This is a genomic window from Annamia dubia NIES-4383 (assembly GCF_055394725.1).
The window spans coordinates 922,447-948,632 of record NZ_AP025630.1 but is presented as its reverse complement, the minus strand read 5'-3'; the positions used below and the strand labels follow the sequence as shown (position 1 = coordinate 948,632).

General features: G+C 34.2%; 25 protein-coding genes. 14 read left to right on the top strand and 11 right to left on the bottom strand.

Features of this window, described 5'->3' with window-relative positions; all coding sequences use genetic code 11:
* The first annotated feature begins 176 nt into the window (after window positions 1–176).
* Window positions 177–1,343, top strand: coding sequence for a sulfate adenylyltransferase (gene sat, locus Anndu_RS04390; RefSeq protein WP_464103204.1), 1,167 nt, complete (start codon window positions 177–179; stop codon window positions 1,341–1,343).
* 69 nt (window positions 1,344–1,412) lie between these two features.
* On the opposite strand, the gene Anndu_RS04385 is transcribed toward sat, so the two are convergent.
* The 3 genes from Anndu_RS04385 to Anndu_RS04375 form a co-directional block, all read right to left on the bottom strand.
* A complete protein-coding gene (locus Anndu_RS04385) occupies window positions 1,413–1,547 on the bottom strand; it encodes a hypothetical protein (protein WP_464103203.1) in 135 nt (44 codons plus the stop codon).
* 63 nt (window positions 1,548–1,610) lie between these two features.
* Entirely contained in the window at window positions 1,611–1,745 is a 135-nt protein-coding gene (locus Anndu_RS04380) for a hypothetical protein (RefSeq protein ID WP_464103202.1), read from the bottom strand.
* A 63-nt stretch (window positions 1,746–1,808) separates the two neighbouring features.
* Complete coding sequence (locus Anndu_RS04375) at window positions 1,809–1,943, bottom strand: hypothetical protein (RefSeq protein ID WP_464103202.1); 135 nt, start codon at window positions 1,941–1,943, stop codon at window positions 1,809–1,811.
* Between the two features lie 495 nt (window positions 1,944–2,438).
* Between Anndu_RS04375 and ftsH2 the strand changes: the two genes are divergently transcribed.
* The 3 genes from ftsH2 (at window position 2,439) to glgA (ending at window position 7,171) form a co-directional block, all read left to right on the top strand.
* Complete coding sequence (gene ftsH2 / locus Anndu_RS04370; RefSeq protein WP_464103201.1) at window positions 2,439–4,331, top strand: ATP-dependent zinc metalloprotease FtsH2; 1,893 nt, start codon at window positions 2,439–2,441, stop codon at window positions 4,329–4,331.
* 236 nt (window positions 4,332–4,567) lie between these two features.
* The gene (locus Anndu_RS04365) at window positions 4,568–5,506 is read left to right on the top strand and encodes a hypothetical protein (protein ID WP_464103200.1); all 939 of its coding nucleotides are present in this window, start codon (window positions 4,568–4,570) and stop codon (window positions 5,504–5,506) included.
* 228 nt (window positions 5,507–5,734) lie between these two features.
* Entirely contained in the window at window positions 5,735–7,171 is a 1,437-nt protein-coding gene (gene glgA, locus Anndu_RS04360) for a glycogen synthase GlgA (protein WP_464103199.1), read from the top strand.
* Between the two features lie 330 nt (window positions 7,172–7,501).
* Here glgA and Anndu_RS04355 read toward each other — a convergent pair whose 3' ends face one another.
* From Anndu_RS04355 to Anndu_RS04345, 3 genes are all read right to left on the bottom strand, one after another.
* Window positions 7,502–7,738, bottom strand: a complete 237-nt coding sequence (locus Anndu_RS04355) for a hypothetical protein (RefSeq protein ID WP_464103198.1) — start codon at window positions 7,736–7,738, stop codon at window positions 7,502–7,504.
* Between the two features lie 149 nt (window positions 7,739–7,887).
* Window positions 7,888–9,285: an anthranilate synthase component I gene (locus Anndu_RS04350; RefSeq protein ID WP_464103197.1), complete on the bottom strand. Its 1,398-nt coding sequence runs from the start codon at window positions 9,283–9,285 to the stop codon at window positions 7,888–7,890.
* 90 nt (window positions 9,286–9,375) lie between these two features.
* Window positions 9,376–11,301, bottom strand: coding sequence for a caspase family protein (locus Anndu_RS04345; protein WP_464103196.1), 1,926 nt, complete (start codon window positions 11,299–11,301; stop codon window positions 9,376–9,378).
* Window positions 11,302–11,570: 269 nt separating this feature from the next.
* On the opposite strand from Anndu_RS04345, the gene Anndu_RS04340 reads away from it, so the two are divergent.
* Together Anndu_RS04340 and infC are read left to right on the top strand one after the other, a co-directional pair.
* Window positions 11,571–12,065: a hypothetical protein gene (locus tag Anndu_RS04340; RefSeq protein WP_464103195.1), complete on the top strand. Its 495-nt coding sequence runs from the start codon at window positions 11,571–11,573 to the stop codon at window positions 12,063–12,065.
* Between the two features lie 172 nt (window positions 12,066–12,237).
* Window positions 12,238–12,768 (top strand): translation initiation factor IF-3, encoded by a 531-nt coding sequence (infC, locus tag Anndu_RS04335; RefSeq protein ID WP_464103194.1) that lies wholly within the window; start codon window positions 12,238–12,240, stop codon window positions 12,766–12,768.
* Between the two features lie 138 nt (window positions 12,769–12,906).
* Here infC and Anndu_RS04330 read toward each other — a convergent pair whose 3' ends face one another.
* Entirely contained in the window at window positions 12,907–14,175 is a 1,269-nt protein-coding gene (locus Anndu_RS04330) for a glutamate-5-semialdehyde dehydrogenase (RefSeq protein ID WP_464103193.1), read from the bottom strand.
* Between the two features lie 425 nt (window positions 14,176–14,600).
* Window positions 14,601–14,780 carry a replication restart DNA helicase PriA gene (locus Anndu_RS04325; RefSeq protein WP_464103192.1) on the bottom strand — a complete coding sequence of 60 codons (180 nt, stop codon included), beginning with the start codon at window positions 14,778–14,780 and terminating at the stop codon, window positions 14,601–14,603.
* A gap of 443 nt (window positions 14,781–15,223) precedes the next feature.
* On the opposite strand from Anndu_RS04325, the gene menB reads away from it, so the two are divergent.
* Both menB and hisF read left to right on the top strand, forming a co-directional pair.
* Window positions 15,224–16,057 carry a 1,4-dihydroxy-2-naphthoyl-CoA synthase gene (gene menB / locus Anndu_RS04320; protein ID WP_464103191.1) on the top strand — a complete coding sequence of 278 codons (834 nt, stop codon included), beginning with the start codon at window positions 15,224–15,226 and terminating at the stop codon, window positions 16,055–16,057.
* A gap of 157 nt (window positions 16,058–16,214) precedes the next feature.
* Window positions 16,215–16,979 (top strand): imidazole glycerol phosphate synthase subunit HisF, encoded by a 765-nt coding sequence (gene hisF, locus Anndu_RS04315; RefSeq protein WP_464103190.1) that lies wholly within the window; start codon window positions 16,215–16,217, stop codon window positions 16,977–16,979.
* 23 nt (window positions 16,980–17,002) lie between these two features.
* On the opposite strand, the gene Anndu_RS04310 is transcribed toward hisF, so the two are convergent.
* Window positions 17,003–17,782, bottom strand: coding sequence for a Crp/Fnr family transcriptional regulator (locus tag Anndu_RS04310; RefSeq protein WP_464103189.1), 780 nt, complete (start codon window positions 17,780–17,782; stop codon window positions 17,003–17,005).
* 161 nt (window positions 17,783–17,943) lie between these two features.
* Here Anndu_RS04310 and Anndu_RS04305 point away from each other — a divergent pair, with 161 nt between their 5' ends.
* The 5 genes from Anndu_RS04305 (at window position 17,944) to Anndu_RS04285 (ending at window position 22,408) form a co-directional block, all read left to right on the top strand.
* Window positions 17,944–19,026, top strand: coding sequence for a sulfate ABC transporter substrate-binding protein (locus Anndu_RS04305; protein WP_464103188.1), 1,083 nt, complete (start codon window positions 17,944–17,946; stop codon window positions 19,024–19,026).
* A gap of 92 nt (window positions 19,027–19,118) precedes the next feature.
* Window positions 19,119–19,409, top strand: coding sequence for an NIL domain-containing protein (locus Anndu_RS04300; RefSeq protein ID WP_464103187.1), 291 nt, complete (start codon window positions 19,119–19,121; stop codon window positions 19,407–19,409).
* A 187-nt stretch (window positions 19,410–19,596) separates the two neighbouring features.
* A complete protein-coding gene (gene cysT, locus Anndu_RS04295; RefSeq protein ID WP_464103186.1) occupies window positions 19,597–20,445 on the top strand; it encodes a sulfate ABC transporter permease subunit CysT in 849 nt (282 codons plus the stop codon).
* The gene (gene cysW, locus Anndu_RS04290; RefSeq protein ID WP_464103185.1) at window positions 20,435–21,268 is read left to right on the top strand and encodes a sulfate ABC transporter permease subunit CysW; all 834 of its coding nucleotides are present in this window, start codon (window positions 20,435–20,437) and stop codon (window positions 21,266–21,268) included. Before cysT ends, cysW begins: the two co-directional genes overlap by 11 nt.
* A gap of 108 nt (window positions 21,269–21,376) precedes the next feature.
* Window positions 21,377–22,408 (top strand): sulfate/molybdate ABC transporter ATP-binding protein, encoded by a 1,032-nt coding sequence (locus tag Anndu_RS04285; RefSeq protein ID WP_464103184.1) that lies wholly within the window; start codon window positions 21,377–21,379, stop codon window positions 22,406–22,408.
* A 121-nt stretch (window positions 22,409–22,529) separates the two neighbouring features.
* Here the strand turns inward: Anndu_RS04285 and Anndu_RS04280 are convergent, their stop codons facing one another.
* Window positions 22,530–24,587: an AAA family ATPase gene (locus Anndu_RS04280; protein WP_464103183.1), complete on the bottom strand. Its 2,058-nt coding sequence runs from the start codon at window positions 24,585–24,587 to the stop codon at window positions 22,530–22,532.
* Window positions 24,584–24,760 carry a hypothetical protein gene (locus Anndu_RS04275; protein WP_464103182.1) on the bottom strand — a complete coding sequence of 59 codons (177 nt, stop codon included), beginning with the start codon at window positions 24,758–24,760 and terminating at the stop codon, window positions 24,584–24,586. Before Anndu_RS04275 ends, Anndu_RS04280 begins: the two co-directional genes overlap by 4 nt.
* A gap of 157 nt (window positions 24,761–24,917) precedes the next feature.
* Here Anndu_RS04275 and Anndu_RS04270 point away from each other — a divergent pair, with 157 nt between their 5' ends.
* Entirely contained in the window at window positions 24,918–26,171 is a 1,254-nt protein-coding gene (locus Anndu_RS04270) for a bifunctional sterol desaturase/short chain dehydrogenase (RefSeq protein WP_464103181.1), read from the top strand.
* Window positions 26,172–26,186: the final 15 nt, after the last annotated feature.

Genomic DNA, 26,186 nt, shown 5'->3' with positions numbered 1-26,186 from the left:
CAAGCGGTTAAACGGGCGCTATTAATATTATAATTAAATAGTTATGAGATGGGCTGATCAAATTAGTCATAAATTTTATTGCAAAAAAGCTCAAAGCTAATTGCTAATAGCTAATAGCTATATGATATACTGTTACCCGTTATTGTTAACAAAAATTTACATTTAGATAAAATATTATGAGTATTCATCCTTATATTGGGATCACTCCTCACGGTGGCCAACTGATTAACCGTGTCGCTACGGAAGCAGAAAAAGCAGAATTTTTGGCTCAGAAAGATCACCTACCCAGAGTTCAACTAGATGAACGTGCTACCTCCGATTTAATTATGATCGCTATTGGCGGTTTTAGCCCCCTCAAAGGCTTTATGGGGCAGGAAGACTACGAAAAAGTAGTTGATGATATGCGCTTAGTTAATGGCACGGTTTGGGCAGTTCCCGTGACTTTATCCGTGACCGAAGAAGTGGCTAACCCTTTAAAAGAAGGCAATTGGGTGAGATTAGATGATCCCAACGGTAAATTTATTGGAGTTTTAGAATTAACTCAGAAATATCATTATAATAAATCCCATGAAGCTCAGAATGTTTATTTGACAACTGAGGATAAACACCCCGGTGTAAAAGTAGTTTATGAGCAAGGATCAGTTAATTTAGCAGGGCCAGTGTGGTTATTAGAAAGAGAAGATCATCCTTTATTCCCTAAATATCAAATTGATCCCACACAATCTCGCCAAATGTTTGCAGAAAAAGGTTGGAAAACAATTGTAGGTTTTCAGACTCGCAACCCCATCCACCGCGCCCATGAATATATCCAAAAATGTGCTTTAGAAGTAGTTGACGGCTTATTTTTACATCCCTTAGTCGGTGCAACGAAAAGTGACGATGTTCCCGCCGATGTGCGCATGAGATGTTATGAAATCATGATTGATAAATATTTCCCTCAAGATCGGGTAATTTTAGGGATCAACCCTTCAGCCATGCGTTATGCCGGCCCGAGAGAAGCAATTTTTCATGCTTTAATTCGCAAAAATTACGGTTGTACTCACTTTATAGTTGGGCGTGATCATGCCGGAGTGGGTGATTATTACGGGACTTATGACGCTCAGTACATTTTCGATGAATTTGAGCCTTCTGAGTTAGGCATTGTGCCGATGAAATTTGAACACGCTTTTTATTGTAAACGCACGGATCAAATGGCGACCACAAAAACCAGCCCTAGCACTCCAGAGGAACGGGTCCACTTATCAGGCACAAAAGTGCGGGAAATGTTGAGACGTGGGGAATTACCCCCTCCGCAATTTTCTCGCCCCGAAGTAGCGGCAGAATTAATAAAAGCCATGCAATAGCCATCTAAAAAGCTTGTAGGGGTCAACAGTCGTTGACCCCTACAACATTATCAGTAAATAAATTAAAGATTATTGCAGATTTTCTTTAGTTTTTTGTTCTTGATTAACCGTCCCAATACTACGAGTTAACATAGATTGTTGACGATTGTGAGTTCTTTGACGATCTTTAGCGATTAAAGTTCTAGCTTGTTTTTGAATATTCATAATCATTTTCCTCCAAAATTAATAATTATTTTAATTAATAAAAAACTAAGTATTGTGCCAAAATTATTGTAAATTTTCTTTGGTTTTTTGCTCTTGATTAACCGTCTCAATACTACGAGTTAACATAGATTGTTGACGATTGTGAGTTCTTTGACGATCTTTAGCGATTAAAGTTCTAGCTTGTTTTTGAATATTCATAATCATTTTCCTCCAAAATTAATAATTATTTTAATTAATAAAAAACTAAGTATTGTGCCAAAATTATTGTAAATTTTCTTTGGTTTTTTGCTCTTGATTAACCGTCTCAATACTACGAGTTAACATAGATTGTTGACGATTGTGAGTTCTTTGACGATCTTTAGCGATTAAGGTTCTAGCTTGTTTTTGAATATTCATGGTTGTTTCTCCTGAATTAATAAAAAGTTTTTTAAATCTGTATCATTTGCTACACTTTTTATAATAAACCATAAATGCACTTTGTGGGTAAAGAAATGGTTAAATTTGTAACAAAACTTAATTAAAAACCCTAAAAGCCTTATGAATTCGGGAAAAAAATTAGCGCACGTTGTCGACTCGGTGGCAAAAATGATCATTTCTGAAGTTTAAAGCTATTGCACAGATAGCGATCGCCCCTAAATAAAAACTTTTCCATCCACTGTTAATAAACGATCGCCTCAACCCCCTATCATACCTTGATTGAGCAACGCCTTTTTTGAAGAACAGTCAAAATCAAATTGAAAAATTTAGATCAATACGTTAAATTTAATTAAGAGAACTATTAATTTTTTGATCTCTCTTGAAATATATCTTGACAAAAATACGATTTTAAGTTAAGCAAATTAACTTTTTTCTCTAAACTTAATTTTTTATAAAACTCACAGTAAAAATAGCATGAAATCTTCTCCTTGGAAAACAATTTTATTATGGGCTTTACCCTTGTTGGTGGTGGGCTTTTTCTTCTGGCAGGGGGCTTTTACCCCCGCCGCCGGAACAATGGGCAGTAATACCGCCAATAGTCGCATGACTTACGGCCGCTTTTTAGAGTATTTAGACGCTGGAAAAGTAGTTAGTGTTGACTTATTCGATGGTGGTAGAACGGCGATTGTACAAGCTTTAGACCCTCAAGTAGATAATCAATTACAAAAATTACGGGTTGATTTACCCTATAATGCACCAGAATTAATCTCCCGTTTAAGAGATTCTAATATTGTATTTGACTCCCATCCTGCCCGTAATGACGGTGCTTTATGGGGATTTTTAGGTAATTTAATCTTCCCTTTATTATTAATTGGTTCTTTATTTTTCCTATTTCGCCGCTCTGGGAATATGCCCGGCGGCCCAGGTCAAGCCATGAATTTTGCCAAGTCTCGCGCTAAGTTTCAAATGGAAGCCCAAACAGGCGTTATGTTTGACGATGTGGCGGGTATTGATGAAGCCAAGGAAGAATTACAGGAAGTTGTTACTTTCTTAAAACAACCGGAAAAATTTACCGCAGTAGGCGCTCGTATTCCTAAAGGGGTTTTATTAGTAGGCCCTCCCGGAACAGGTAAAACCTTATTAGCTAAAGCGATCGCAGGGGAGGCCGGTGTACCTTTCTTCAGTATTTCCGGTTCTGAGTTTGTGGAAATGTTCGTGGGCGTGGGTGCTTCCCGTGTGCGCGACTTATTCAAAAAAGCCAAAGAAAACGCTCCCTGTTTAATCTTTATAGATGAAATTGACGCAGTTGGTCGTCAACGGGGCGCAGGTATTGGTGGCGGTAACGATGAACGGGAACAGACCTTAAACCAGTTATTAACGGAAATGGACGGTTTTGAGGGCAATACAGGCATTATTATTATTGCCGCTACCAACCGCCCCGATGTCTTAGACTCGGCCTTAATGCGTCCCGGTCGTTTCGATCGCCAAGTAATTGTGGATACCCCCGATATTAAAGGCCGTTTAGGCATTTTAGAAGTTCATGCGCGTAATAAAAAATTAGCTGATACCGTGTCTTTAGATGCGATCGCACGGCGTACCCCCGGTTTTTCCGGTGCAGACTTAGCCAACTTACTCAACGAAGCGGCCATTTTAACCGCCCGTCGCCGTAAGGAAGCCATCACCCTCCATGAAATAGATGATGCGGTTGATCGGGTTATTGCAGGGATGGAAGGCACTCCCCTTGTGGATAGCAAGAGTAAAAGGCTGATCGCTTACCATGAAGTCGGCCATGCGATCGTTGGTACATTATTAAAAGACCATGATCCCGTACAAAAAGTAACCCTGATCCCCCGTGGTCAGGCACAGGGCTTAACATGGTTTACCCCCAATGAAGAACAGGGTTTAACCACCAAAGCCCAGTTAATGGCGCGGATCGCTGGAGCAATGGGCGGCCGGGCGGCCGAAGAAGAAATTTTTGGTTATGATGAAGTGACAACGGGCGCAGGGGGCGACTTACAACAAGTTAGCGGTATGGCTCGTCAAATGGTAACACGCTTTGGCATGAGCGATCTAGGCCCTGTGTCTTTAGAAGGTCAAGAAGGGGAAGTTTTCCTTGGTGCGGGTTTGATGTCTCGCGCGGAATATTCCGAAACCATTGCATCTCGCATTGATGAAGCGGTAAGAGCGATCGCTGAGTCTGGGCATCAAATGGCCAAAAAGATTATTCGTGAAAACAGAATTGTGATCGATCGCTTAGTTGATCTTTTAATTGAAAAAGAAACCATTGATGGCGAGGAGTTTCGTCAGATCGTGGCTGAGTATACAGAAGTTCCTGAAAAAGAACAATTTGTGGCTCAACTTTCTTAAGTTTAAATAACTAATAGTTTAAAAATCGGGGATTTTGTTAATCTCCGATTTTTTTTTCTAAAATTTAGTTCAAGATGTGCGCAGACTTCGTTTTTGTAGCATAAGGCTTTAGCCTTAATGAAACTTAGGATATAATTAATATAAAATATCTGTAGGGGTCAACGGCTGTTCATCTCTACAAAGTCTATTTATATCAAAACCGGAATTTTTTTATCAACATAATCTTAAATATTACCATGAAAAATTTAATCAAAAAAAGTAAATTCATAGTTAGTATTTTGACGGTTATTTTAATCGCAAGTTGTGGTCAAAATAATAATTCTAATAATAGCCAAAATACATCTAATCCTAATCTTAATAATTCAAGTTCATCTGCTAATAATAATAATAATCCTGAAAAAAATGAGACTAAAGTTAGTAGTAAAAAAACTAATAATTCTCAATCATCAATGACAATGGGAACGTATTGTTATAGTGTGAATGATCAAAATTTAACGGCTTGGAGTCAATTAGAAATTAGTGAAAATCAAGAAGTTACAGGAGAAATACACGGTAGCATTCATAATGAGGAATCTAGTTACTATTCTAGTTATATTAGAACATTTGAGGGTACAATTAATAATAATCAATTAGATGTTGATATTACCACTGAAATTGAAAATGATGTTCAAACAAAACAAGATACATGGTCTATTAATCAAAATGAATTAATTACCGATGCTGAAACTTTATCTAGTCTTAATTGTGATGAATATAAGAATGCTGATGAATTTTTTGAAAAAAATCTGCTTAGTGAAAATCATTTAGATGATAATACAAATGATGATTCTACTGATGAGAATACTTCTAATATTAATCAATATAATCCTAGTCCTAATTCCCCCATCACAGTGAGATTTGCTCAGGGTACTAATTCAACAGTAATTGAAAATTCAGTGGTTAGAGGTGAGCAAGATATTTATTTATTAGGAGCATTAAAAAATCAAAAGATGACTGTTAATATTACTTCCTTAGAAGATAATGCAGTGTTTGATATTTTAACCCCTACTGGTAAATTAACTGATTCAGAAGTTACTGATACAGAAATTATTTTACCTGAATCTGGTAATTATCAAATTGTAGTGGGTGGAACTCGTGGCAATGCTACTTATACTTTAAAAGTTAAAATTGAATAATTATCTAAAGAAAATTATTTTAATTATGTTGTAATATATTTTAATTTTTCTTAAAAATAGAGAGCCTTTCTTCTGTTGATTTTAAATTTTACTATCTTATCTTTAAGACTTTTCTAAAGTTATTAAAAAACATTCAACCATTGTTAATTATCAACTGCTAATTGTTAACTAATAACCAAGACATGATAAAATCAAACAGTCTCAACAATTAAGGGCTTGTCTATTTATATGAAAATTTTATTTGTTGCCGCCGAAGCCGCCCCGATCGCCAAAGCCGGAGGAATGGGTGATGTTGTGGGTGCTTTACCCAAAGTTCTCCGCCAATTAGGCCATGATGTGAGGATTTTATTACCCTATTATGGGTTTTTACCTGATAAAATGGAAATTCCTTCTGAGCCTGTGTGGAAAGGTTCAGCTATGTTTCAAGAATTTAATATTTATGAAACCGTACTCCCTGAAACTGATGTACCATTATATTTATTTGGACATCCGGTTTTTTTACCCCGTAAAATTTACGGCGGAGAGGATGAAGGTTGGCGTTTTACCTTCTTTGCCAACGGTGCGGCCGAGTTTGCATGGAATTATTGGAAGCCGGAAATTATCCATTGCCATGACTGGCACACGGGTATGATCCCTGTTTGGATGCACCAGTCGCCTGATATAACAACGGTTTTCACTATTCATAATTTAGCTTATCAAGGGCCTTGGCGTGGCTATTTAGAGACGATCACATGGTGTCCTTGGTATATGCAAGGGGATAATGCGTTGGCGGCGGCGCTTCAGTTTGCGGGGAAAGTAACAACGGTTTCTCCCACCTACGCGCAACAAATAAAAACTGCTGAATACGGGGAAAAATTGCATGGACTTTTATCTTATATTCAGAATAATTTGCTAGGAATTGTTAATGGTATTGATACGGAAAAATATAACCCTGCAACGGATAAATTTATTGCAAAAACTTTTACTCCTGAAACTTTAGATCAAAGGGTTGCCAATAAAATTGCGTTACAAGAAGAAACGGGTTTAACTGTTAATAAAAACGCCTTTTTAATGGGGATGGTAACAAGATTAGTTGAGCAAAAAGGGATTGATTTATTAATACAAATACTAGATAGATTTTTTGCTTATACTGATGCTCAATTGGTGTTATTAGGTACGGGCGATCGCTATTATGAAACTCAATTTTGGGAGATGTCTTACCGTTATCGGGGGCGGATTTCGGTACAATTATTATATAATGATGCTCTTTCGCGCCGTATTTATGCGGGAACTGATGCCTTCTTAATGCCTTCACGCTTTGAGCCGTGCGGTATTTCCCAATTAATGGCCATGCGTTACGGTTCGATCCCTATTGTGAGGCAAACCGGAGGCTTAGTTGATACGGTTTCTTTCCATGATCCGGTTAATAATGCGGGGACGGGTTATCTATTCGATCGCTATGAACCTTTAGACCTATTTACTTGTATGGTGAGGGCTTGGGAAGGTTTCCGCTATAAAGAAAAATGGCATGAATTACAAACAAGAGGCATGAAACAGGATTTTAGTTGGTATAATTCAGCCGCTAAATATCTGAAAGTTTACAAAGAAATTTTAGGTCAAACACCGGAATTAACTGATGAAGAAGCCCAAAAAATTGAAGAATTAAAGCTGTTAAATCAGTTATAGTGCTATGCAGTAAAGAATAGGGCGTTTTCAAAGTCGGGTATAAAATATAATTCTTAGTTCAATTTATTGAACGATCACTGTTAGCTTTGAAATAAATTTCAAAGCGAGATTAATACTCAAAGCATTTCACCCGCCTTGAACTTAAGTTCAAGGCTAACAAAAATCGTTCAATAAATTGAACTAATTTTTATTAGAAATTATCCCTTTTTTAATAATTTTTGATTTATTAACATCAAAAACAAACTAAAAAATTGATTATCAAATTTAACTTTGAAAACGCCCTGCTAGGCAATAGGGAATAGTAACTAATGACCAATGACCAATGACCAATTATTTAATTGTTTGAGAAATTTTAGAGATTAACCAACTTAAAATTGCTCCTAACATTAAAATTCCGATCGCCGTTTGAAACACTGGTTGCCAAAGTTTATACCATAATTCTAAACCTAAATTAAGATTAAAAGAATGACCCACAAGGGCGATCGCAAACCAAAAAAAAGCAAATAAAACTAAGAAAACATCAAAAACTAAAATGCGATTTAACCAACTTAAAAATGTATCTTTCATAGTAATTATTAATTAAATTTTTCAATCAAAATTAGTAAGTAAAAATTAGAAAAAAATAGATCATTGTTCACTGTGAATTGTCAATTGTCAATTGTTGAAAAATTCAACTAATTTTATATCATAATTAGGCCTAAAAACATAAAAATTGATCAGGAAAATAAAGCCTTTAACTGTGCCTGTGCCTTATGCAAAGACTCGATCCACTCTTTTTCAGGATCACTATCGGCCACGATCCCTGCCCCCACTTGCCCCACTACCTGAGTTTTATGGGTTTTATCTTGATTATGAGGAATAAGTAGGGTGCGAATTAAAATATTTAAGTCTAAATTGCCTCGATGATCCAAATAACCACAAGAGCCATAAAATAAATTACGTTTCACAGGCTCTAATTCCTCAATAATCTCCATACACCTGACTTTTGGACATCCCGTAATTGTCCCCCCCGGAAAAACGGCTTTAATTAAATCAATCGGAGTGTAATCAGAGTTTAATCTGCCTTTAACATTACTAACAAGGTGCATCACATGACTATATCTTTCAATGGTTAGAAATTCGTCAACTTCAACTGTTCCCCATTGACAAACTTTTCCTAAGTCATTTCTTTCTAAATCAACTAACATAATATGTTCAGCTTTTTCCTTGAGATTAGTTAATAATTCTTGCTCTAAAGATAAGTCTATGTCTTGATTTTCTCCCCTTTTTCTTGTTCCGGCAATGGGTCTAGTTTGAACATTATTTTTGTGTTTTTCGATTAATCTTTCAGGGGAACAACTAATCATTGATCCCCAAGGACTTTGCCAATAACTAGCAAAAGGTGAGGGATTAATTTGATGTAAATTTTGATAAATTTGCCAACTATTTAAGGTGGTTTCTGTGGTAAATCTTAAAGATAAATTAGCTTGAAAAATGTCCCCTGCTTTGATATATTCTTTTGTTTTTTTGACATTATTTTGATAGGTTTCTTGATCAGTAATAAAGGTAATTGTTTGATTACTCTTTGTTTGATTAGATGGTAAATTTTGAACACATAAATTAACTTTTTTAAGTTTTTCTTCTAATATATTTAATTCTATTTCTTCGGTAGAGGCTAACCATAAAATTTGCTCTTGATGATCTAAAATTGCAAAAGATTGGGGTTGATACCAATAGGCAATGGGAAAGGGTAAAGTTTCAGGTTTAAGATTAGGTAAAGTTTCAATTTCCCACGCTAGATCATAACCTAACCAACCTAAATAACCCCCCGTAAAAGGTAAATTTTCAGGTAAAAATTGAGGATTTTGATAACTTTTAACTTGGTTTAATAGTTGATTTAAACAGGGTAAAATCTCGCCAATTTTGGGGGTAAAAACTTGTAATTTATCATCAATTATTCTCGGTTTTCCTGCACAAATAGAATAACGGCAAAGTTGCGGATGATCAGCTATTGTAGGGAAAGGACTTTCTAATAAGGTTGCTATTTTTTCCTCTAAAAATAAAGCTTGAAAAATATTTGAGCCAGTAAGTTTTTTTAAGGGAAGTGATCGCCAATACCAAGGAGATAATTGCATAAATTAAGTAATAATTAAGGAATCGGGAATAGTGATAGGAATTGAGGTAAAATATTAAACAATTGATTTTAATTATAAATAACAATTTAATTATTTTTTCCCTTGTTTCCAACGGGCGATCGCCCTTTGAGCATCTCGATAAGAATTACTATCGGGGGGTATTAATAAAGCCGTTTTAATTGCCAATTCAAATTTACCACGATAAGCCCTTGAATTAGCGATTAAATATACTTGTCGACTCCATTGTTGTCTTAATTTTCTTGCTTCTTGATAGCCCGTTTGATTGACTTTAATTATTTCGAGCATCTGCATGGCTTTAATATAAGAAGATGCTTGACGGGGATTAATTAAAGATTTTGCTTTTCTTAACAGTTCACTATTATTTTTAGCTTTAAGGCTTTGATTAGTCCATTCTTTGATTTTATTCTGAGCCTCTGTATATAATTGTTTTTGATCAGAGGGAATTAATTTAGCGGCGGCGATCGCACCTGTCAAATTCCCCTGAATAGCTCTACTTTGGGCAATATCCCAAATATTCTTACTCCATCGGGAAATATCAGCCTGAGCCTGAGAATAAGAGGCATCATTAGTAGGAACTTTCCGAGCTTGATTAATGGCATTATTAAAATGAGAGGCCTGATCATTGCGAAAATAATCCTTAGCTTGTTGTAAATATGTTTTCCCAATATCGTCTAGTTTCTGAGGTTGATTAGTATTATTTTGTGAATTATTGGAGTTTTGGTTAGTAGTAGGTTCAGGAGTTGGGGTATTATTAATAGAAGGCTGAATAATAGGCGTATTATTTTCATTAGAAGCTTGAGGAATAGGAGTATTATTTTTATTAGAAGGCTCATTAATTTCACTATTAATAAAATCTAATTGGGGAATTAATTTATTTAATCCAAATATTCCTAAAATAATAACTACAATACTCACAGTTCCCTTGATCAAAATATTTTTAGACCCGATCAAAAATCTCAGCCATGAGCTAGAAGTCTTTTTGATCAAAGTTTGACGTTTAGCTCTAGGCAGTTCGGGAGGTTCTTGGCTTAAAAGTGGTGGATTGGGGATAGAATTATTACCGATGAAAAGAGGAGAAGAATCAACTGAAACCTCACTTTTTGGATAAAGAGCGTTAGCAGTGCCATTAGTCGCCACTCCCACGGGAGTTAAGTCTTCAATTATGATTTGATTAAGATTTTTAAAAGAATTTTGTAACAATAATTGAGGATTATTATGCCAAATAATTCCAGAGGAGACTAAAGCAGGTAAAACGGGAGTTTGAGCCGCTTCTAAAATGGGTAAAACCATGATGGGGTTTTGCACAGGCCGCCAATGGTGTTCACTCAACTCAGGTAATCTTTCATTGAGATAATGATCTAAATATTCTAAAGTTAAATCCCTACGATAATATTTTAAAGCCTCTAATAAAGCAGTGGTAAATAGACCATGACCAAGGGAAGCCGCCTCATGGGAAACTTGGTGAGGACGGGCGGATAAAATACAAGCGATGCCCATTTTTCCCGCTAAATTAATCAGTTGCTCTCCCACGCCCTTTTCCCCTAGCATTCCGGGGGTTCTATTCATATCAAAAATTGCAATAATTTTCCCTGCCCCCTGTTGCTGTAATAAAGTAAAGATCGATCGCACGGGAAGGGCTGTATTAGGTAAATCTTGAGGATCTCCGTCAATGGGCATTAAATAATCTTCACCTTGATAATGTAAACCATAGCCGCTAAAAAAGAACCACAAAACAGAAGACGCATTAAGAGTGGGTTGGCTAGACTCACTGGGGGGAGAAGCTAACCAATGTAAAATATTTTCTCGATCGGGATAGGTTGAAAATTGACCGATGCGAGGGGAAACTTCCGTTAATAATAAAGATTGTTGATCCCCTAAATTAACCTGATCCTGCAAACATTGAACTAACCCTTCCGCATCTGCGATCGCATAACTGAGGGGTTGAAAATGATCATAATTGTTAATTCCAATCGAAATACAAGTATATTGTGCCATTCTGTCTTGATTGTTTCTTGAGTGCAATTCAAACTCACTTTATCATTAGTTTATTCTAATCCTAGATAAGCTGATCGGAAAATTTAAAATTAATTTAGTAACAAAAATTTGTGATTGCGATCGTACTTCTGCTTAAAAGTAGAGCCTTAAAATAAGCAAAAATTTTTTCCATTAAAATTAAATGTAAAGTTTTGTAGCCACTTCTAACTCTTGTGAAATCTATGATATATTGAGCTAAAATTAATTAACATAAAAGCAAACTCAGTCAAATGGAATTTAATAGCCTAGTTCTTAATTCTATCATAGAGAATGAACGTATCATACAGAATCAAAGTTCATTTAGGGATCTTGTTGCATCAATCCAGCAGATATCTATGGTTGTGGGAATGGATCCCACAACGGTAGAATCAATTTTGTCAATAGTTGGTAAACAGATTTGCTTATCTTTACAAGAAAAACAAACTGATGAGGTATCTGAAAAAGTACATTCCTTAGTGAATCAATATGGGGGGAATCGCCCCAACAGTGAAGCTGTTGGTTCCCTGTTTTCACCACAGATCGAACAAGACGTATGTCAAAATGCAGCTGATCGGACTGGTTTAGACGCAAACATAATTAAACAAATATTACCTAGTTTAGTACCTTTAGGTCTTCTTTTTTTCCAATTAGTCGACAATTCATTATTGGATCAAATCATTGCTGATGGTGGCGGAGATCTAAGTATGGGAGATGTCATTAGACTACTTAAGAGATTTTTTGCTTAGTAAAAGATATTGTTAAAAAAAAGGAAGTCAAACAACAAATGTAAAGGAGAGTTAATATTTCTGCACAGATTTTAATTAATGGTCTTATAATGGCAAGTACACCAAAAATCATTTTTAATTTATTATCCACTTATTATTTACTTAATTTTCATTCAATTTCAATCATACGCCTGTGAGAGATAAAAAAAGACCTCCTAGAGATTTACCCCAAATTAACGAAAGAATCCGTTTTCCTAAAATCCGTGTCATTGACTCTGATAATGGGCAGTTAGGAATTATGACTCCCCCTGAAGCTTTAAAAATGGCTCAAGAGCAAGAATTAGACTTGGTTTTAGTCAGTGATAAAGCCACTCCTCCTGTGTGCCGTATCATGGATTACGGTAAATATAAGTTTGAACAAGAGAAAAAAGCTAGAGAAGCTAGAAAAAAACAGCATACGGCTGATGTTAAAGAAGTGAAAATGCGTTATAAAATTGAAGAACATGATTATAATGTTCGCATTAAAAACGCTATTCGTTTTCTGAAAGCTGGAGATAAAGTTAAGGCAACTGTTAACTTTCGGGGGCGAGAAATTCAACATTCTCATTTAGCAAAAGAATTATTAACTCGGATGGCTAAGGATCTAGAAGAAGTAGCAGAAGTTCAACAATTTCCCAAACAAGAAGGTCGTAATATGATTATGTTACTCTCTCCGAAAAAATAAAGTTTTCCAGTTAGTTATAGCACTTGTTGAGTTGATCTTTGACAGTTGATAATTGATGATTGACAATTGACAATATTTCTAATCTTCTACTTTTAAGTAAAGATAATTAATTGTCAATTGTTAATTGTTGATTATTTGTTAATGAATATTTCCTTGTACAATTTGTTTAAGGGTCATAAAACTTTCTAGGCCAATTAAACCCCGATGATAACCTTTTTGATTGGACATTCCTAGAAAAATAGATTCTCCTTCTACTTGATTACGACAAAAACGTGGCGAAGCATTAATATATACTAAAGCACTATCTAAACCCATCGCAAATTGACGACTTTCTTGATATGATTCGGTAATAATACAATCAGCATGGCCGCTACTATTACGATTAATAAAATTAATGGCTTCGTGAAGATTATCCATTGTTTTAAAGGCAATAATTTTTCTTAAATAGGGATTATTCCATTCAGAAATATCGGCTAAACTTAAATATTCAGGAAATTGTTTAACTAAGATTTCATCTCCTTTTAATTTAAAATTTTGTTCTTTCAAACTACTAAATAAACGGCTCAAATTTGATGATTTTTGATTACTGTCAATTAATACTTTTTCGATCGCATTGACGGGATCCGGTTGACTTTTATGACTATCTAAAATAATAGATCTAGTTAACTCTATTTCACCACTTGCTGACCAATATAAATAACAATTTCCCATCGTTGTTTTTAAAACTGGAGCGCTTGAAAGTTGGGTTACTTGTTGTATTAAATTAGGTCTACCGTAGGGTATAACTAAATTAAGATATTGATCTTGTTTGACTAATTCTTCAATAGAGGTATGATCTTCACAGGATAACATCTCAATACTACCAGAGGGTAAATCCGCTTCTTCAAGGGCATTTTTGAGGGTTTTAACAATAATTTCATTAGAGTGACTGGCCTCATTACAACCCCTTAAAACTAGACTATTCCCCGTTTTTAAACAAAATCCAGCGGCGATCGCGCTTAACTCTGGAAAAGCCTCATAAATAAAAGCGATCACACCTAAAGGCATCAACTGACAATAGGTTTGGGAAGGTTGAAGTTGATAGGGGGCATTCATTAAACGCTGGATCGGATCCGATAATTCTTTAAGATGATAAAGCAACTCGATCACACTTTCTAACCTTTCGGGAGTGAGTTTTAACCAACTCAAAATTAAATCAGGCACAGCCATTTCCCGACTCATTTCTAAATCTAAAGTATTGGCTTCTAAAATATCATCAAAGGCGTTTTCTAAACCTTTAGCCATCAAACAAATGCCATGACTTCTTTGTGATCCCTTGATTTTTTCTAATTCAATAGAAGCCTGATAAGCCCGTTTTAAGGCTTGATCCATCGGTTCTATAATTGTAAGCTGTTCCTCGCTTGTCATATTTACGGCGGATTGAGGTTAAACAAAAAAATTATTCTTTTTATTATGATTGAGATTAATTAATTTGTCTAGCTTTTGATCAGTTGACAATGGATAATGGACAATTGACAAGGTTCTTTATTTTCAGTTGAGGTTATAATCTAATAACATTAAATAGTTAAGATTTTGGATTTACAATATTATTTACAATAACTTAGGCTAAATTTAGATTTAGGTAGAGAAAGAAGTGATTATTATGCTTTAAAAAGTTTGATTGATAGTTCTTTAATGGGGCTTAATTTCATTATTAAATAATTAATTAATTTTGTTGTTAATTTTCAAGAAAAAACTATTAATAATTATTTAGTTTTGGCTCATCAGATGGACAGTGGACAATGGACAATTGATTTTTTTATTGTCCATTGTCCACTGTCCATTATGGTTGATTATTTCCTCATTTTGAGTCCGGGAGCATAAGCTTCTAAAACTTTAGCACTATAAGGACAACGAATGATTAAATAATCACAACTAGGACAATCGATCGAAATTAAATTTTGATGTGGAATCTCACTTTTGTGAGCAGAATTGCCACAATTAGGACAATGAATTATTTGTCTATGGTTCATTTGTAAATTTTCTATCATTATGAATAAAATTTGATCAAAATTTGATTAATTTTTGCTTAAAACTTGAAAAAAAAGTTGAGAAAATCAAGAAAGTTAAGAAACATTTAAAAATGTTAACAAAGATTAAGAAAAAATTAATTTTTTGCCAAAATTATGATCTAATTTGAAGTTAAAAAACACTTTTTCTTTGTATCTTCAAGTTTGAACATTAAAAATAAAGTTTTTTTCTTGATCCCTATTGATTTAATCCTATTTAGACATCTGATCTCATCATTTTTTGATGTCTTAATAAAATAAAAAAATACTTAATTAAGTTTAACATTATAAACTTAATCCATAGCTTAACATACTGTTACAAATCATTTAAGTATTTCTTAAGAATTACTTAAGATTTTGCGGTAAATTATTCAATTGTGATCTTTTTATTAGATTGAGGAATATCTATGGAAATTAATTGGCAAGTGGTGAAAAATTATGAGGACATTCTCTATCATAAATGGGATGGGATCGCCAAAATTACGATCAATCGTCCCCATAAGAGAAATGCTTTTCGTCCCAAAACCGTATTTGAACTCTATGATGCTTTTTGTGATGCGAGGGAAGATCAAGCGATCGCAGTGGTCTTATTTACAGGGGCAGGCCCCCACAGCGATGGGAAATATGCTTTTTGCTCAGGTGGGGATCAAAGTATTCGAGGGGAGGCCGGATATATTGATGATCAGGGAGTCCCCCGTTTAAATGTGTTAGACTTACAGCGTTTAATTAGATCCATGCCTAAAGTGGTCATTGCCTTGGTGGCGGGATATGCTATCGGCGGTGGTCATGTATTACATTTAATCTGTGATCTGACTATTGCGGCGGATAATGCTATTTTTGGTCAAACTGGCCCTAAAGTGGGCAGTTTTGACGGTGGCTTTGGCTCTAGTTATTTAGCGCGCATCGTAGGGCAGAAAAAGGCTAGGGAAATCTGGTTTTTATGCCGTCAATATAACGCTCAACAGGCCTTAGAGATGGGCTTAGTTAATACGGTTGTACCCATTGAACAATTAGAAACAGAAGGGATCCAATGGGCAAGGGAAATTTTACAAAAAAGTCCTTTGGCGATCCGTTGTTTAAAAGCGGCTTTTAATGCTGACTGTGACGGTCAAGCCGGATTACAGGAATTGGCGGGAAATGCTACTTTATTATATTACATGACCCAAGAGGGAGCGGAAGGAAAACAAGCTTTTTTAGAAAAAAGAGAGCCTGATTTTCGTCAATATCCTTGGCTTCCGTAATTGTTTTTAAATTTGTAGAGACTTTGAGCAAACGTCTCTACAGCCATTTATTTTTAAAATAATTGATGGGAAATTGGGGTTATCCTCTATTTTTCCTAAAATGAGCATTGCAGGTTCAGGTATAATAAAAATCTTAAGTTTAAAAATTTAAAAAATTATGTTAGCTAAAAGAATTTTACCTTGTTTAGATGTTAACGCCGGACGGGTTGTAAAAGGTGTTAATTTTGTGGATTTGAAAGATGCAGGTGATCCCGTAGAATTAGCGAAAGCTTATAATGATGCAGGGGCTGATGAATTGGTGTTTTTAGATATTACGGCTACCCATGAAGACCGTAAAATTATGATAGATGTGGTTTATCGTACGGCTGAACAGGTTTTTATCCCTTTGACGGTGGGCGGTGGTATTAATAATTTGGATCAAATTAAGGAATTATTACGCGCCGGGGCTGATAAAGTTAGTATTAATTCTACTGCTGTGAAAAATCCTGATTTTATTAACCGCGCAAGCGATCGCTTTGGTCAACAATGTATTGTGGTGGCGATTGACGCAAGACGCAGACAGGGGGATCATTTGGCTTGGGATGTGTATGTGCGCGGTGGGCGTGAAAATACGGGTATTGATGCTGTTCAATGGGCGATCGCAATGGAAAAAAGGGGGGCGGGAGAATTATTAATTACCAGTATGGATGCGGATGGTACGCAGGCCGGTTATGATTTAGAGTTAACTCGCACTATTGCGCAACAAGTGGAAATTCCCGTTATTGCTTCAGGTGGCGCAGGAAATACCCATCATATTTATGAAGCTTTGACTCAAGGTAAGGCAGAGGCGGCTTTACTTGCTTCTTTATTACATTATGGCCAGTTGACTGTGGCGGAAATTAAAGATTATTTACAGCAAAATAAAGTTCCCGTGAGATTTTAAAAGCTTTACACAGTTTTTACTGATTAACGCAATGGCCACCATGAGACTTTATCCCTTGTTGTACTATAAACCTCTTTTAATCCCTCTGTATCTTTAATTTGGATTAAATCACTACTACTATTATGCTCTAATAATTTATTTTGTTGCATTCCTTTTAAAACCTGTTCAACCGTGCGTTGATTGAGTTGACAAGCTCTAGCAATAATATCTACAGGTAAATCAAACTCATAGGCTTGCTGTGCTTGGGGTTGATTTCCTAATTCCCTTTCTTGATAGATTAAAGCTCTTAATAATGAGGCTACCGCTTGGGGTGGATAGGTACTACAATTTAATAAATGATATTCAAATTTTAATCTTAATTCAAATAATAAACGATAACGCTCACGAAATAAATCACTATCATTATATAATTTTTCAATTATTGTGACTGGAATTTTGACTACATGAGTCGTTTTATAGGCTTCGACTGAAGTGGGAAAGGCACGGAAAGCTAAACCATAACTAAAAGCTAAATTCCTCATGCCAAAACAACTTCCGGGGTAAGTAATACTCATAATTCGATCTAAAGGGGTACTTCGAGCAATTACTAAACCCTCTGTTAAAACTACATAAAGACTATCTAAATATTCATCTGGTAAAAAAGCCGTATAGATGGGACGATTAGAAAATAATTTCTCAATTTTTAGATTATGAGGCTCTAAATACTCTTTAAGCCAAGCCTCCTCTAAACCTCGAAAAAGATAGTTTTTTTGTATTAGTTCTTGAATGAGATTATTTTTATTTTTTGTTTCTGCTTTAGCCATCTGTCCAAAATTCCCGTATCTGCCGTAATATCTATTCTTTATCATTACACAGATAGGGAAAAATCAAAGTTAATTTAAAAATGTATTGTAGATGTCTTGCAATTCATTTCCACTTTAGATTAAAATAGCATGACAATTTATATTTAAAACAAATAAAAGTTATGTTACAAGCTAAACTCGGTTGGAAATTATCTTTATTGGGTCTTGGATTATCTGTGGCGATCGCAGGTTGTTCACCTTCAAACAGTAATCAAACACCAACATCGGAAACACCCGGACAACAAACAACCACATCTGAAACTACAGCACCCAAGGAAGTAAAATTAACCTTAGTTTCCTACGCTGTAACTCAGAGTGCCTACGAAAAAATTATCCCTTTATTCGCCGAAAAATGGAAGTCAGAAACCGGACAAACAGTTACATTTGAACAAAGTTACGGGGGATCAGGCTCACAAACTCGTGCTGTGATTGACGGTTTAGAGGCTGATGTAGTAGCCCTTGCCCTCGCTTTAGACACTAAAGAAATCGAAAAAGCGGGTTTAATTGATGCGGGTTGGGAGCAAGAATTTCCCAATGAGTCCATTATTGTAAAGTCTGTGGTTGCCCTTGTGCCAAGAGATAATAGCATTAAGCTTACTAGCTGGAAAGATTTGGCCAATGATAATATTCAGGTTGTCACAGCCAACCCTAAAACATCAGGGGGCGCAAGGTGGAATTTTCTAGGGCTGTGGGGATCCGTCACCCAGGCCGGAGGCAATGAACAAGATGCCACTGCCTATTTAGAAAAAGTTTTTAAAAATGTCCCTGTTTTACCGAAAAATGCCAGAGAATCTAGTGATGCTTTCTATAAACAAGGTCAGGGTAATGTATTAATGAATTATGAAAATGAGGTGTTATTGGCACAGGAAAAAGGAGATAAATCTCCTTTCTTTGTACCAACTGATTATAATATCTCCATTGATAACCCGATCGCCATTGTGGATAAAAACGTAGATAAACACGGCACAAGGGAAGTAGCTGAGGCTTTTGCCGAGTTTTTATATACCCCAGAAGCTCAAAGAATCTTTGCTGAAACTGGTTTCAGACCAACTGATTCTAATGTTGCTAAAGAATTTAGTAGTAAATATCCTGAAATTAAAACCTTATTTACTGTTAAAGATTTAGGAGGATGGGACAGTATTCAAAAGAAATTCTTTGATGATGGAGCAGTGTTTGATCAAATATTACAAAAAGCAGGTAAATAATTAATAATTTCTTATTAGTTATCGGTTATTAGTTATCGGTTATTTAATATTAAGTATTAGTAAAGATTAGCTATCAATTATTAAGTAAAACTATGAGTAATTTAAACACTTTAGCACCCAAAAATTACCTTCAAGAAGCGAGATTAAAAATTAGAATACCTCGCCAATATCGTCAAGATTCAATCTTGTTTAAATTAGTATCACAATTTCAATTAGAAGTTAATATTTTAGCCGCACTTTTACCCCAAAAAGGGAATAGTGATGGTTGGTTTGAAATTTTACTCAAAGGCGACAAAAAAAATATTGATGATGGTTTATTTTATTTATCAGAATTTGGCATAGAAATTTTAAATTTAGAACGATTACAAGCCGATGGAATGTAAAAAAATTCTGTAGGCAGTGTAACGCTGATTTAATTTTTATTAGTTGCACCACCTACAATTTAGTTATTTATGATTGATCATTAATCAAAAATAACTAAATAATTGACAATTGACCATAAGCAACTTAGAATTAATTGAGCAAACTTAGCTCAACTTTGAGATTAATTTCAAACTTAAAATCCCATTTATGGTTACACCAAATAATAAGATTAATTCAAAGCAAAAAGGAAATTTTTTAAAAAATATTTCCCTGCCTTGGACTGTTACTTTAAGTTATTTATTCCTCATTTTACTATTACCAATTGCCGCATTAATTACTAAATCTGCTACTTTAGGATTTAGTGAATTTTGGCGTATTGCTACGGATAAAATGGCATTATCTGCCTATCAAGTTAGTTTTTTTACCGCTTTATTTGCCGCCGGAATTAATGGTATTTTTGGTACATTAATTGCGTGGGTATTAGTAAGATATGAATTTCCGGGTAAAAAAATTATTGATGCAACAATAGATATTTCCTTTGCTTTACCCACTTCCGTAGCAGGTTTAGTTTTAGCTACATCCTATAGTGAAAAAGGTTGGATCGGACAATTTTTTACTCCCTTTGGAATTAAAATATCTTTTACTTCTTTAGGGGTATTTGTAGCGATGCTTTTTATTTCTTTACCCTTCATTATTCGCACCTTACAACCAGTATTACAAGAAATGGAAATAGAAGCAGAAGAAGCCTCTTATTTACTAGGTGCATCTCAATTTCAGACTTTCTGGAGAGTAATTTTTCCGCCATTAATTCCCCCTATTTTAACAGGAGTTGCTCTAGGTTTTTCGAGGGCAGTAGGGGAATATGGCTCCGTGGTAATTATTGCTTCTAATATTCCTTTTAAAGACTTAATTGCCCCAGTTTTAGTATTCCAAAGATTAGAACAATATGATTATACAGGAGCTACCGTTATTGGGGCGGTATTACTGTTAGTTTCCTTAATCATGTTATTAATTATTAATTGGTTACAACAATGGGGCAGACGTTATGCAAACTAAAATATTTCAATTAAAACCAATTCAACTACTTTTATTATTTATTGCTATTGGTTATTTATCTTTAATCTTATTTATTCCTTTAGTTGCTTTATTTTATAAAGCATTTAATAACGGTTTTGAACCTTTTTTAGAAGTAATTAAAAGTAATTCCTTTCTTGAAGCCGTCAAATTAACAGTAATTATTGCTTTTATTACTGTTCCTTTAAATACAATTTTTGGTTTATGTGCCGCTTGGATCATTGGGCGAAATCAATTTAAAGGAAAAACATTATTAATGAGTATTATTGACTTGCCTTTTTCCGTTTCTCCGGTTGTTGCAGGTTTAATGATCGTACTTTTATACGGGCGTTTAGGTTGGTTTGGGCCTATTTTAGAAAACCTAAATATTAAGGTAATTTTTGCACTTCCGGGGATGATTTTGGCGACAATTTTTGTTACTTTTCCTTTCGTAGCAAGAGAAGTAATTCCCATCTTAGAAGAAGCCGGAAAAGAAGAAGAAGAAGCGGCTTTAACTTTAGGCGCAAATGACTGGCAAATTTTCTGGAAAGTTACTTTACCTAATATTCGTTGGGGCTTACTTTATGGTGTATTATTAACCAATGCAAGGGCGATGGGTGAATTTGGGGCTGTCGCAGTAGTTTCTGGAAGCATTATTGGTAAAACTTCAACCTTACCAATTTTTGTTGAACAAACTTACCAAAATTATCAAACAGAGGCCGCTTTTAGTTCGGCAGTTTTGCTCGTTTCTTTAGGTTTTCTTAGTTTAATTTGTAAGGAAATTTTAGAAAGAAAAATTAATCTAAGTAAACGGGATGAAAATTAGTTATTTGTTATTAGTTATCAGTAGATTAAACTTATTAATTTGATTCACAAATTATAATTTTCTTCAAAATATTTAAACTTATTATTGATTACTTATTACTTGACGAATATGAGTATTATTGTTAAAAATGTATCCAAAAAATTTGGTAATTTTCAAGCATTAAAAAACATCAATTTAGATGTTAATGAAGGGAAATTAGTCGCTTTATTAGGGCCTTCTGGCTCTGGAAAATCAACTTTATTAAGGGCGATCGCAGGGTTAGAAGAACCGGACGAAGGTACAATTATTGTTAATGGCAAAGATACCACCCATTTAGATATTAGAAAACGTAATATCGGCTTTGTTTTTCAACATTATGCCCTGTTTAAACATCTCACCGTACGTCAAAATATTGCTTTTGGCTTAGAAATTCGCAAAGTTGACTCTAAACAAATTAAAGAGCGAGTTTCTGAGTTATTAGAGTTAATCCAATTAGAAGGATTAGGAAATCGTTATCCCTCACAATTATCAGGGGGGCAACGTCAAAGGGTAGCCTTAGCGCGTGCTTTAGCGGTACAACCCCAAGTATTATTACTTGATGAGCCTTTCGGAGCTTTAGATGCCAAAGTGCGAAAAGAATTGCGGACATGGTTGCGTAGTTTACATGAACAAGTACATTTAACAAGCGTTTTCGTTACCCATGATCAAGAAGAAGCGATGGAGGTATCAGACGAAATTGTGGTCATGAATAAGGGTAAAATTGAACAAATTGGCACTCCTGCGGAAATTTACGATCGCCCAGCCACTCCCTTTGTAATGAGTTTTATTGGTGAAGTGAATATTTTACCCCATCATCATCAATTATCTCGTAATTATCTGGAAACAACACCAAATAATTCAGAGGGAACTCCGATAGAAACACAGGTTTTTGTGCGTCCCCATGATTTAGAAATTGAATTAAATGGGAATGGAGCAACAACCCCCGCCACAATTAAAAGATTAGTTAATGTAGGGCGAGAAGTTCAAGCAGAATTAAAATTACCTGATGAATATTTAGTATTAGTTAATATTAGTCGAGAGCGTTTTGATGAGCTTAATTTAAAAACAGATCAACAGGTATTTGTTAAGCCCAAAAATGCCGTTCTTTTCTATGATATTTAATAATTAATAACCCTCTTTTTTGACTCTTGATTTTCAACTCTAAATATAATATCAAGAGTCCGAAAAGATTGTTAACTTTAAGGGCAGTTTGTCACTTAAAAAGTCAGGGTTTAATCTGTTTTTAAATCTCAACAATTTCCGTATATTCAAACTGATTATTACTTTGTTTAACTAAAGGATAATTTATCCTATTTAAAGTAATAAAATCTTCTTCACAATCTTCTTTTGGGGAATGATAAACTAACACATATTGTTTCCCAATATAATCTGTAATTTCCGTTTCTACTTCCCCTCGCCATTGAGTTTTCGTAACTAAAATTACTAACTGATTTGCTAATTTTGGCATAGATTTTGCTACCTGTCTGCGATAAATTTCATCTAAACTGCCAAAAGGGGAATCCATTATTACTGGAAAAGTGCTACTATCAATACCAATTAAGGTATTTTTTTGACTCCATTCTCTGACTCGATCAATAATTGCACCGATAAAAGATAGGCTTAAAATTTGATTTTCTCCAGTGGATGCGGCCACCATATTGGCAATACCAGAGGTATTTTCAATTAATTTTAATTGATAGTTTTCATTTAAGCGCGGAATATAGGGAGTAAAGGAAATTGAAGCAAAGATTTCTTGTACCTTTTTTTCTAAGGAAAAACGAAATTGTTTTTCTAATCTTTTCCTTACTTCAATCATTCGATCGATTGCTTCTTGAGTAAGATTAATTCTTTTTTGAGTTAATAATTGTTTTTCCTCTTTTAATTGATGTTTACTAATAGTTTGATTTAACTTTTCTAACTGTTGTCTATAACTTTCGATCATTTGTTGATTAGCACCTTGATCTAAAGTTAAATGTTTAATTTTATGTTCAAGTTGATCCAAATTTTTTTGTAAAGATTGTAACTCCTCATTATCAGAATTTCTAAACTTACTTTTAAGATCATCAAGTTGAGTTTCAATCACAGAAAGTTCCCTCCTCCATTGACTAATATTTCCCTGTTCTTTATCCACTTCTAACCAAAAATTAACCCCTTGTTTTTCCAATTCTACTACTTTTGTTTCCATGCGAATAGTTGCTTCTTCAACATTAGCAATTCCTGCCTTATTTAACCAATTTTGTACCTGTAAAAAAGGCTCATTTCCCATTAATAAAGGAGTGCCACAAATACAAATTTGACTTTCTAATAAATCCTGTACAAATTGTTGTTTAATACCGCTCGGTAATTGACCTTTTTCCCTTAATTGATCAATAATTTCTCTAAATTGTTCAATTAAATGATCGGTAAAAATAGCATAACCTTGACCAGAAATTAAATGTTTTAAATGACGATTACTTTGGAATAAATTTTGACGTAAAGTAGCTTCTTGACGTTCCAATTGTTGTTTTAATTGTTGTAATTCTTCAATGCCACTTAAGTCTAATAATCGTTGAGAAATTAATTTTTTTTCCTGTTCAAAATTCGTTAAGTTTTCAACAATTTCCTGTTGTTTATGGACTAAATTATCAATTTGATTTTCTAAATTACTAAACTCTTTTAATAACTTTTTAGTTTGGGTATCGCCAATTTCTTTTAATTCATCTTGTAAATTTTTTTTCGCTTTTTTTAAATGTTCAATGCCCCGATCTAAGACTTTAACACCTAATAATTCTTTCGTATCTTCCCCAATATTATTCCTTTCCCCATCACGAAAAATATGATCAATTCTTTCACCATCAAAAAAGAAATATTGATGTAAACTACTAGGTAAAATTTGCTCAATAATATCATTAGCTTGTTGTAAAGGATGATTCCATCGGCCATCATCTCCAGCTATTAGCATAAACAGTTTACTATCCCCACGTTGAACTTGATTATTTTGATCAAGATAGGCATAACATTGACGTTTTAAATGGTAATTTTTATTCTCATGTTCAAAATAAATTTCTACCCAACATTCTACTGATGTGCCTATTTTAACCTCATAAATTGCTCTTTTATTAATTAAATTTTCGCAAGTAGAAAAAGCAGGGGTAAATTCTTCATATAATACCCATGTAAAAGCATTTAATAAAGTCGTTTTTCCCGCCCCATTATTGCCATGAATAACCGTAATATTTTGCTCTTGATAAGCCAATTCAATCACGGGAGTTTGACCGTAAAATTGTCTAAAATTACAAAGTTGAATCGTTTTTAATTTCATCTGACAACATCTTTAATAATTTTCAAAATATCATCATTAATATGACGTAAATTTTTTTGATAAAGTTTATCTTTTTCTAATTTTAAAACTTTTTGAATAATTGCCCTTACTTCTGGTGAAGCTTGAATAATTGGCTCTTGTACTTGATTAATTTTATCTATTTCTTGATTCATATTTTATCATAATTTTTAATAATTGATCTGATTATATCATAACTTTTTATTTTTACCCTTTAAATTGTCAATTGTCAATTATCAATTGATAAGTAAATATTCTAAAAAATAGAGTAAAGTAATAAATATAACTTTAACACTATTAAATCTAACATTTATGAAAGAAATCTTAATTCTTGTGGCGATCGCCGTGGGAACAATTTTTTGGGTAGAATTGATCAGAGACTCTTATCATACCCTTGCCCATTATTGGAAGCCATTAATGAAACTTCATAACTGGCATCACCGAGTATTCCGCCCCGATTATACGCCTCTTAATAATACCATTTATAGTCAGGCTCATTGGTATAATGATGTACCAGAAGCCTTAGTAATGTTGGCTTTTAGCTTTCTACCTGTTATTTTATTATTTTTCTATCATTTTCCCCATTATTATTTTGCATTTACCGGAAGTATTTATACATTATTCTTTTTACTTTCGGCAATGGGGAGGGGAATGGGCTTAAAATTTGTTGAGGAATTAACAGATATTACCCATCGTCAAGGGCAATTTAACGAAATTCCCTCTCATTTTTTAGTTAATCGTACCTATCATTGGCGACATCATTTTGATGATCAAAACGCTTATTATTGTGGCACATTTACCATTTTAGATCAAATTATGGGGACAGCATTATCATTAAAAGGCAAAAAAATTGCCGTTACAGGAGCATCGGGAAGTTTAGGAAAAGCCTTACTTAAATATTTACATCTTAACGGTGCAAAAGTAATCGCTTTAACTTCATCTCAAGGAGAAATTTCTGTCAAAATTAAAGAAGAAATGGTTAAATTTCCCACTATTTACTGGGAAATTAATCAAGAACAAAAATTAATTTCTGAACTAGAAAAAATTGATATTTTAATTCTCAATCATGGTGTTAATGTACATCAAGAAAGAGATCAGGAATCAATAATTAATTCCTATCAAATTAATACTTTTTCCCAATTAAAATTGATAGATTTATTCTTTGAAACAGTCAAAACTAATCAACAAAAAGCAACAAAAGAAATTTGGGTCAACACATCAGAAGCCGAGGTTAATCCATCTTTTAGCCCTTTATATGAATTAAGTAAAAGGGCATTAGGACAATTAATTACGATGCGGCGTTTAGATGCACCATGTATTATGAGAAAATTAATTTTAGGCCCTTTTAAAAGTAACTTAAATCCCATCGGAATTATGTCAGCGGATTGGGTGGGCAAACAAATAGTTAATTTAGCGAAAAGAGATGTTAGAAATATAATTGTAACTATTAATCCAATTACTTTTATTTTATTTCCCTTTAAAGAATTATTTGTTTCCACTTACTTTAAATTATTTACCCATAAAAAACAAGAACAATTAACAATAATTGAAAACTTAAAATCTTAAAGTTAATTATCAATT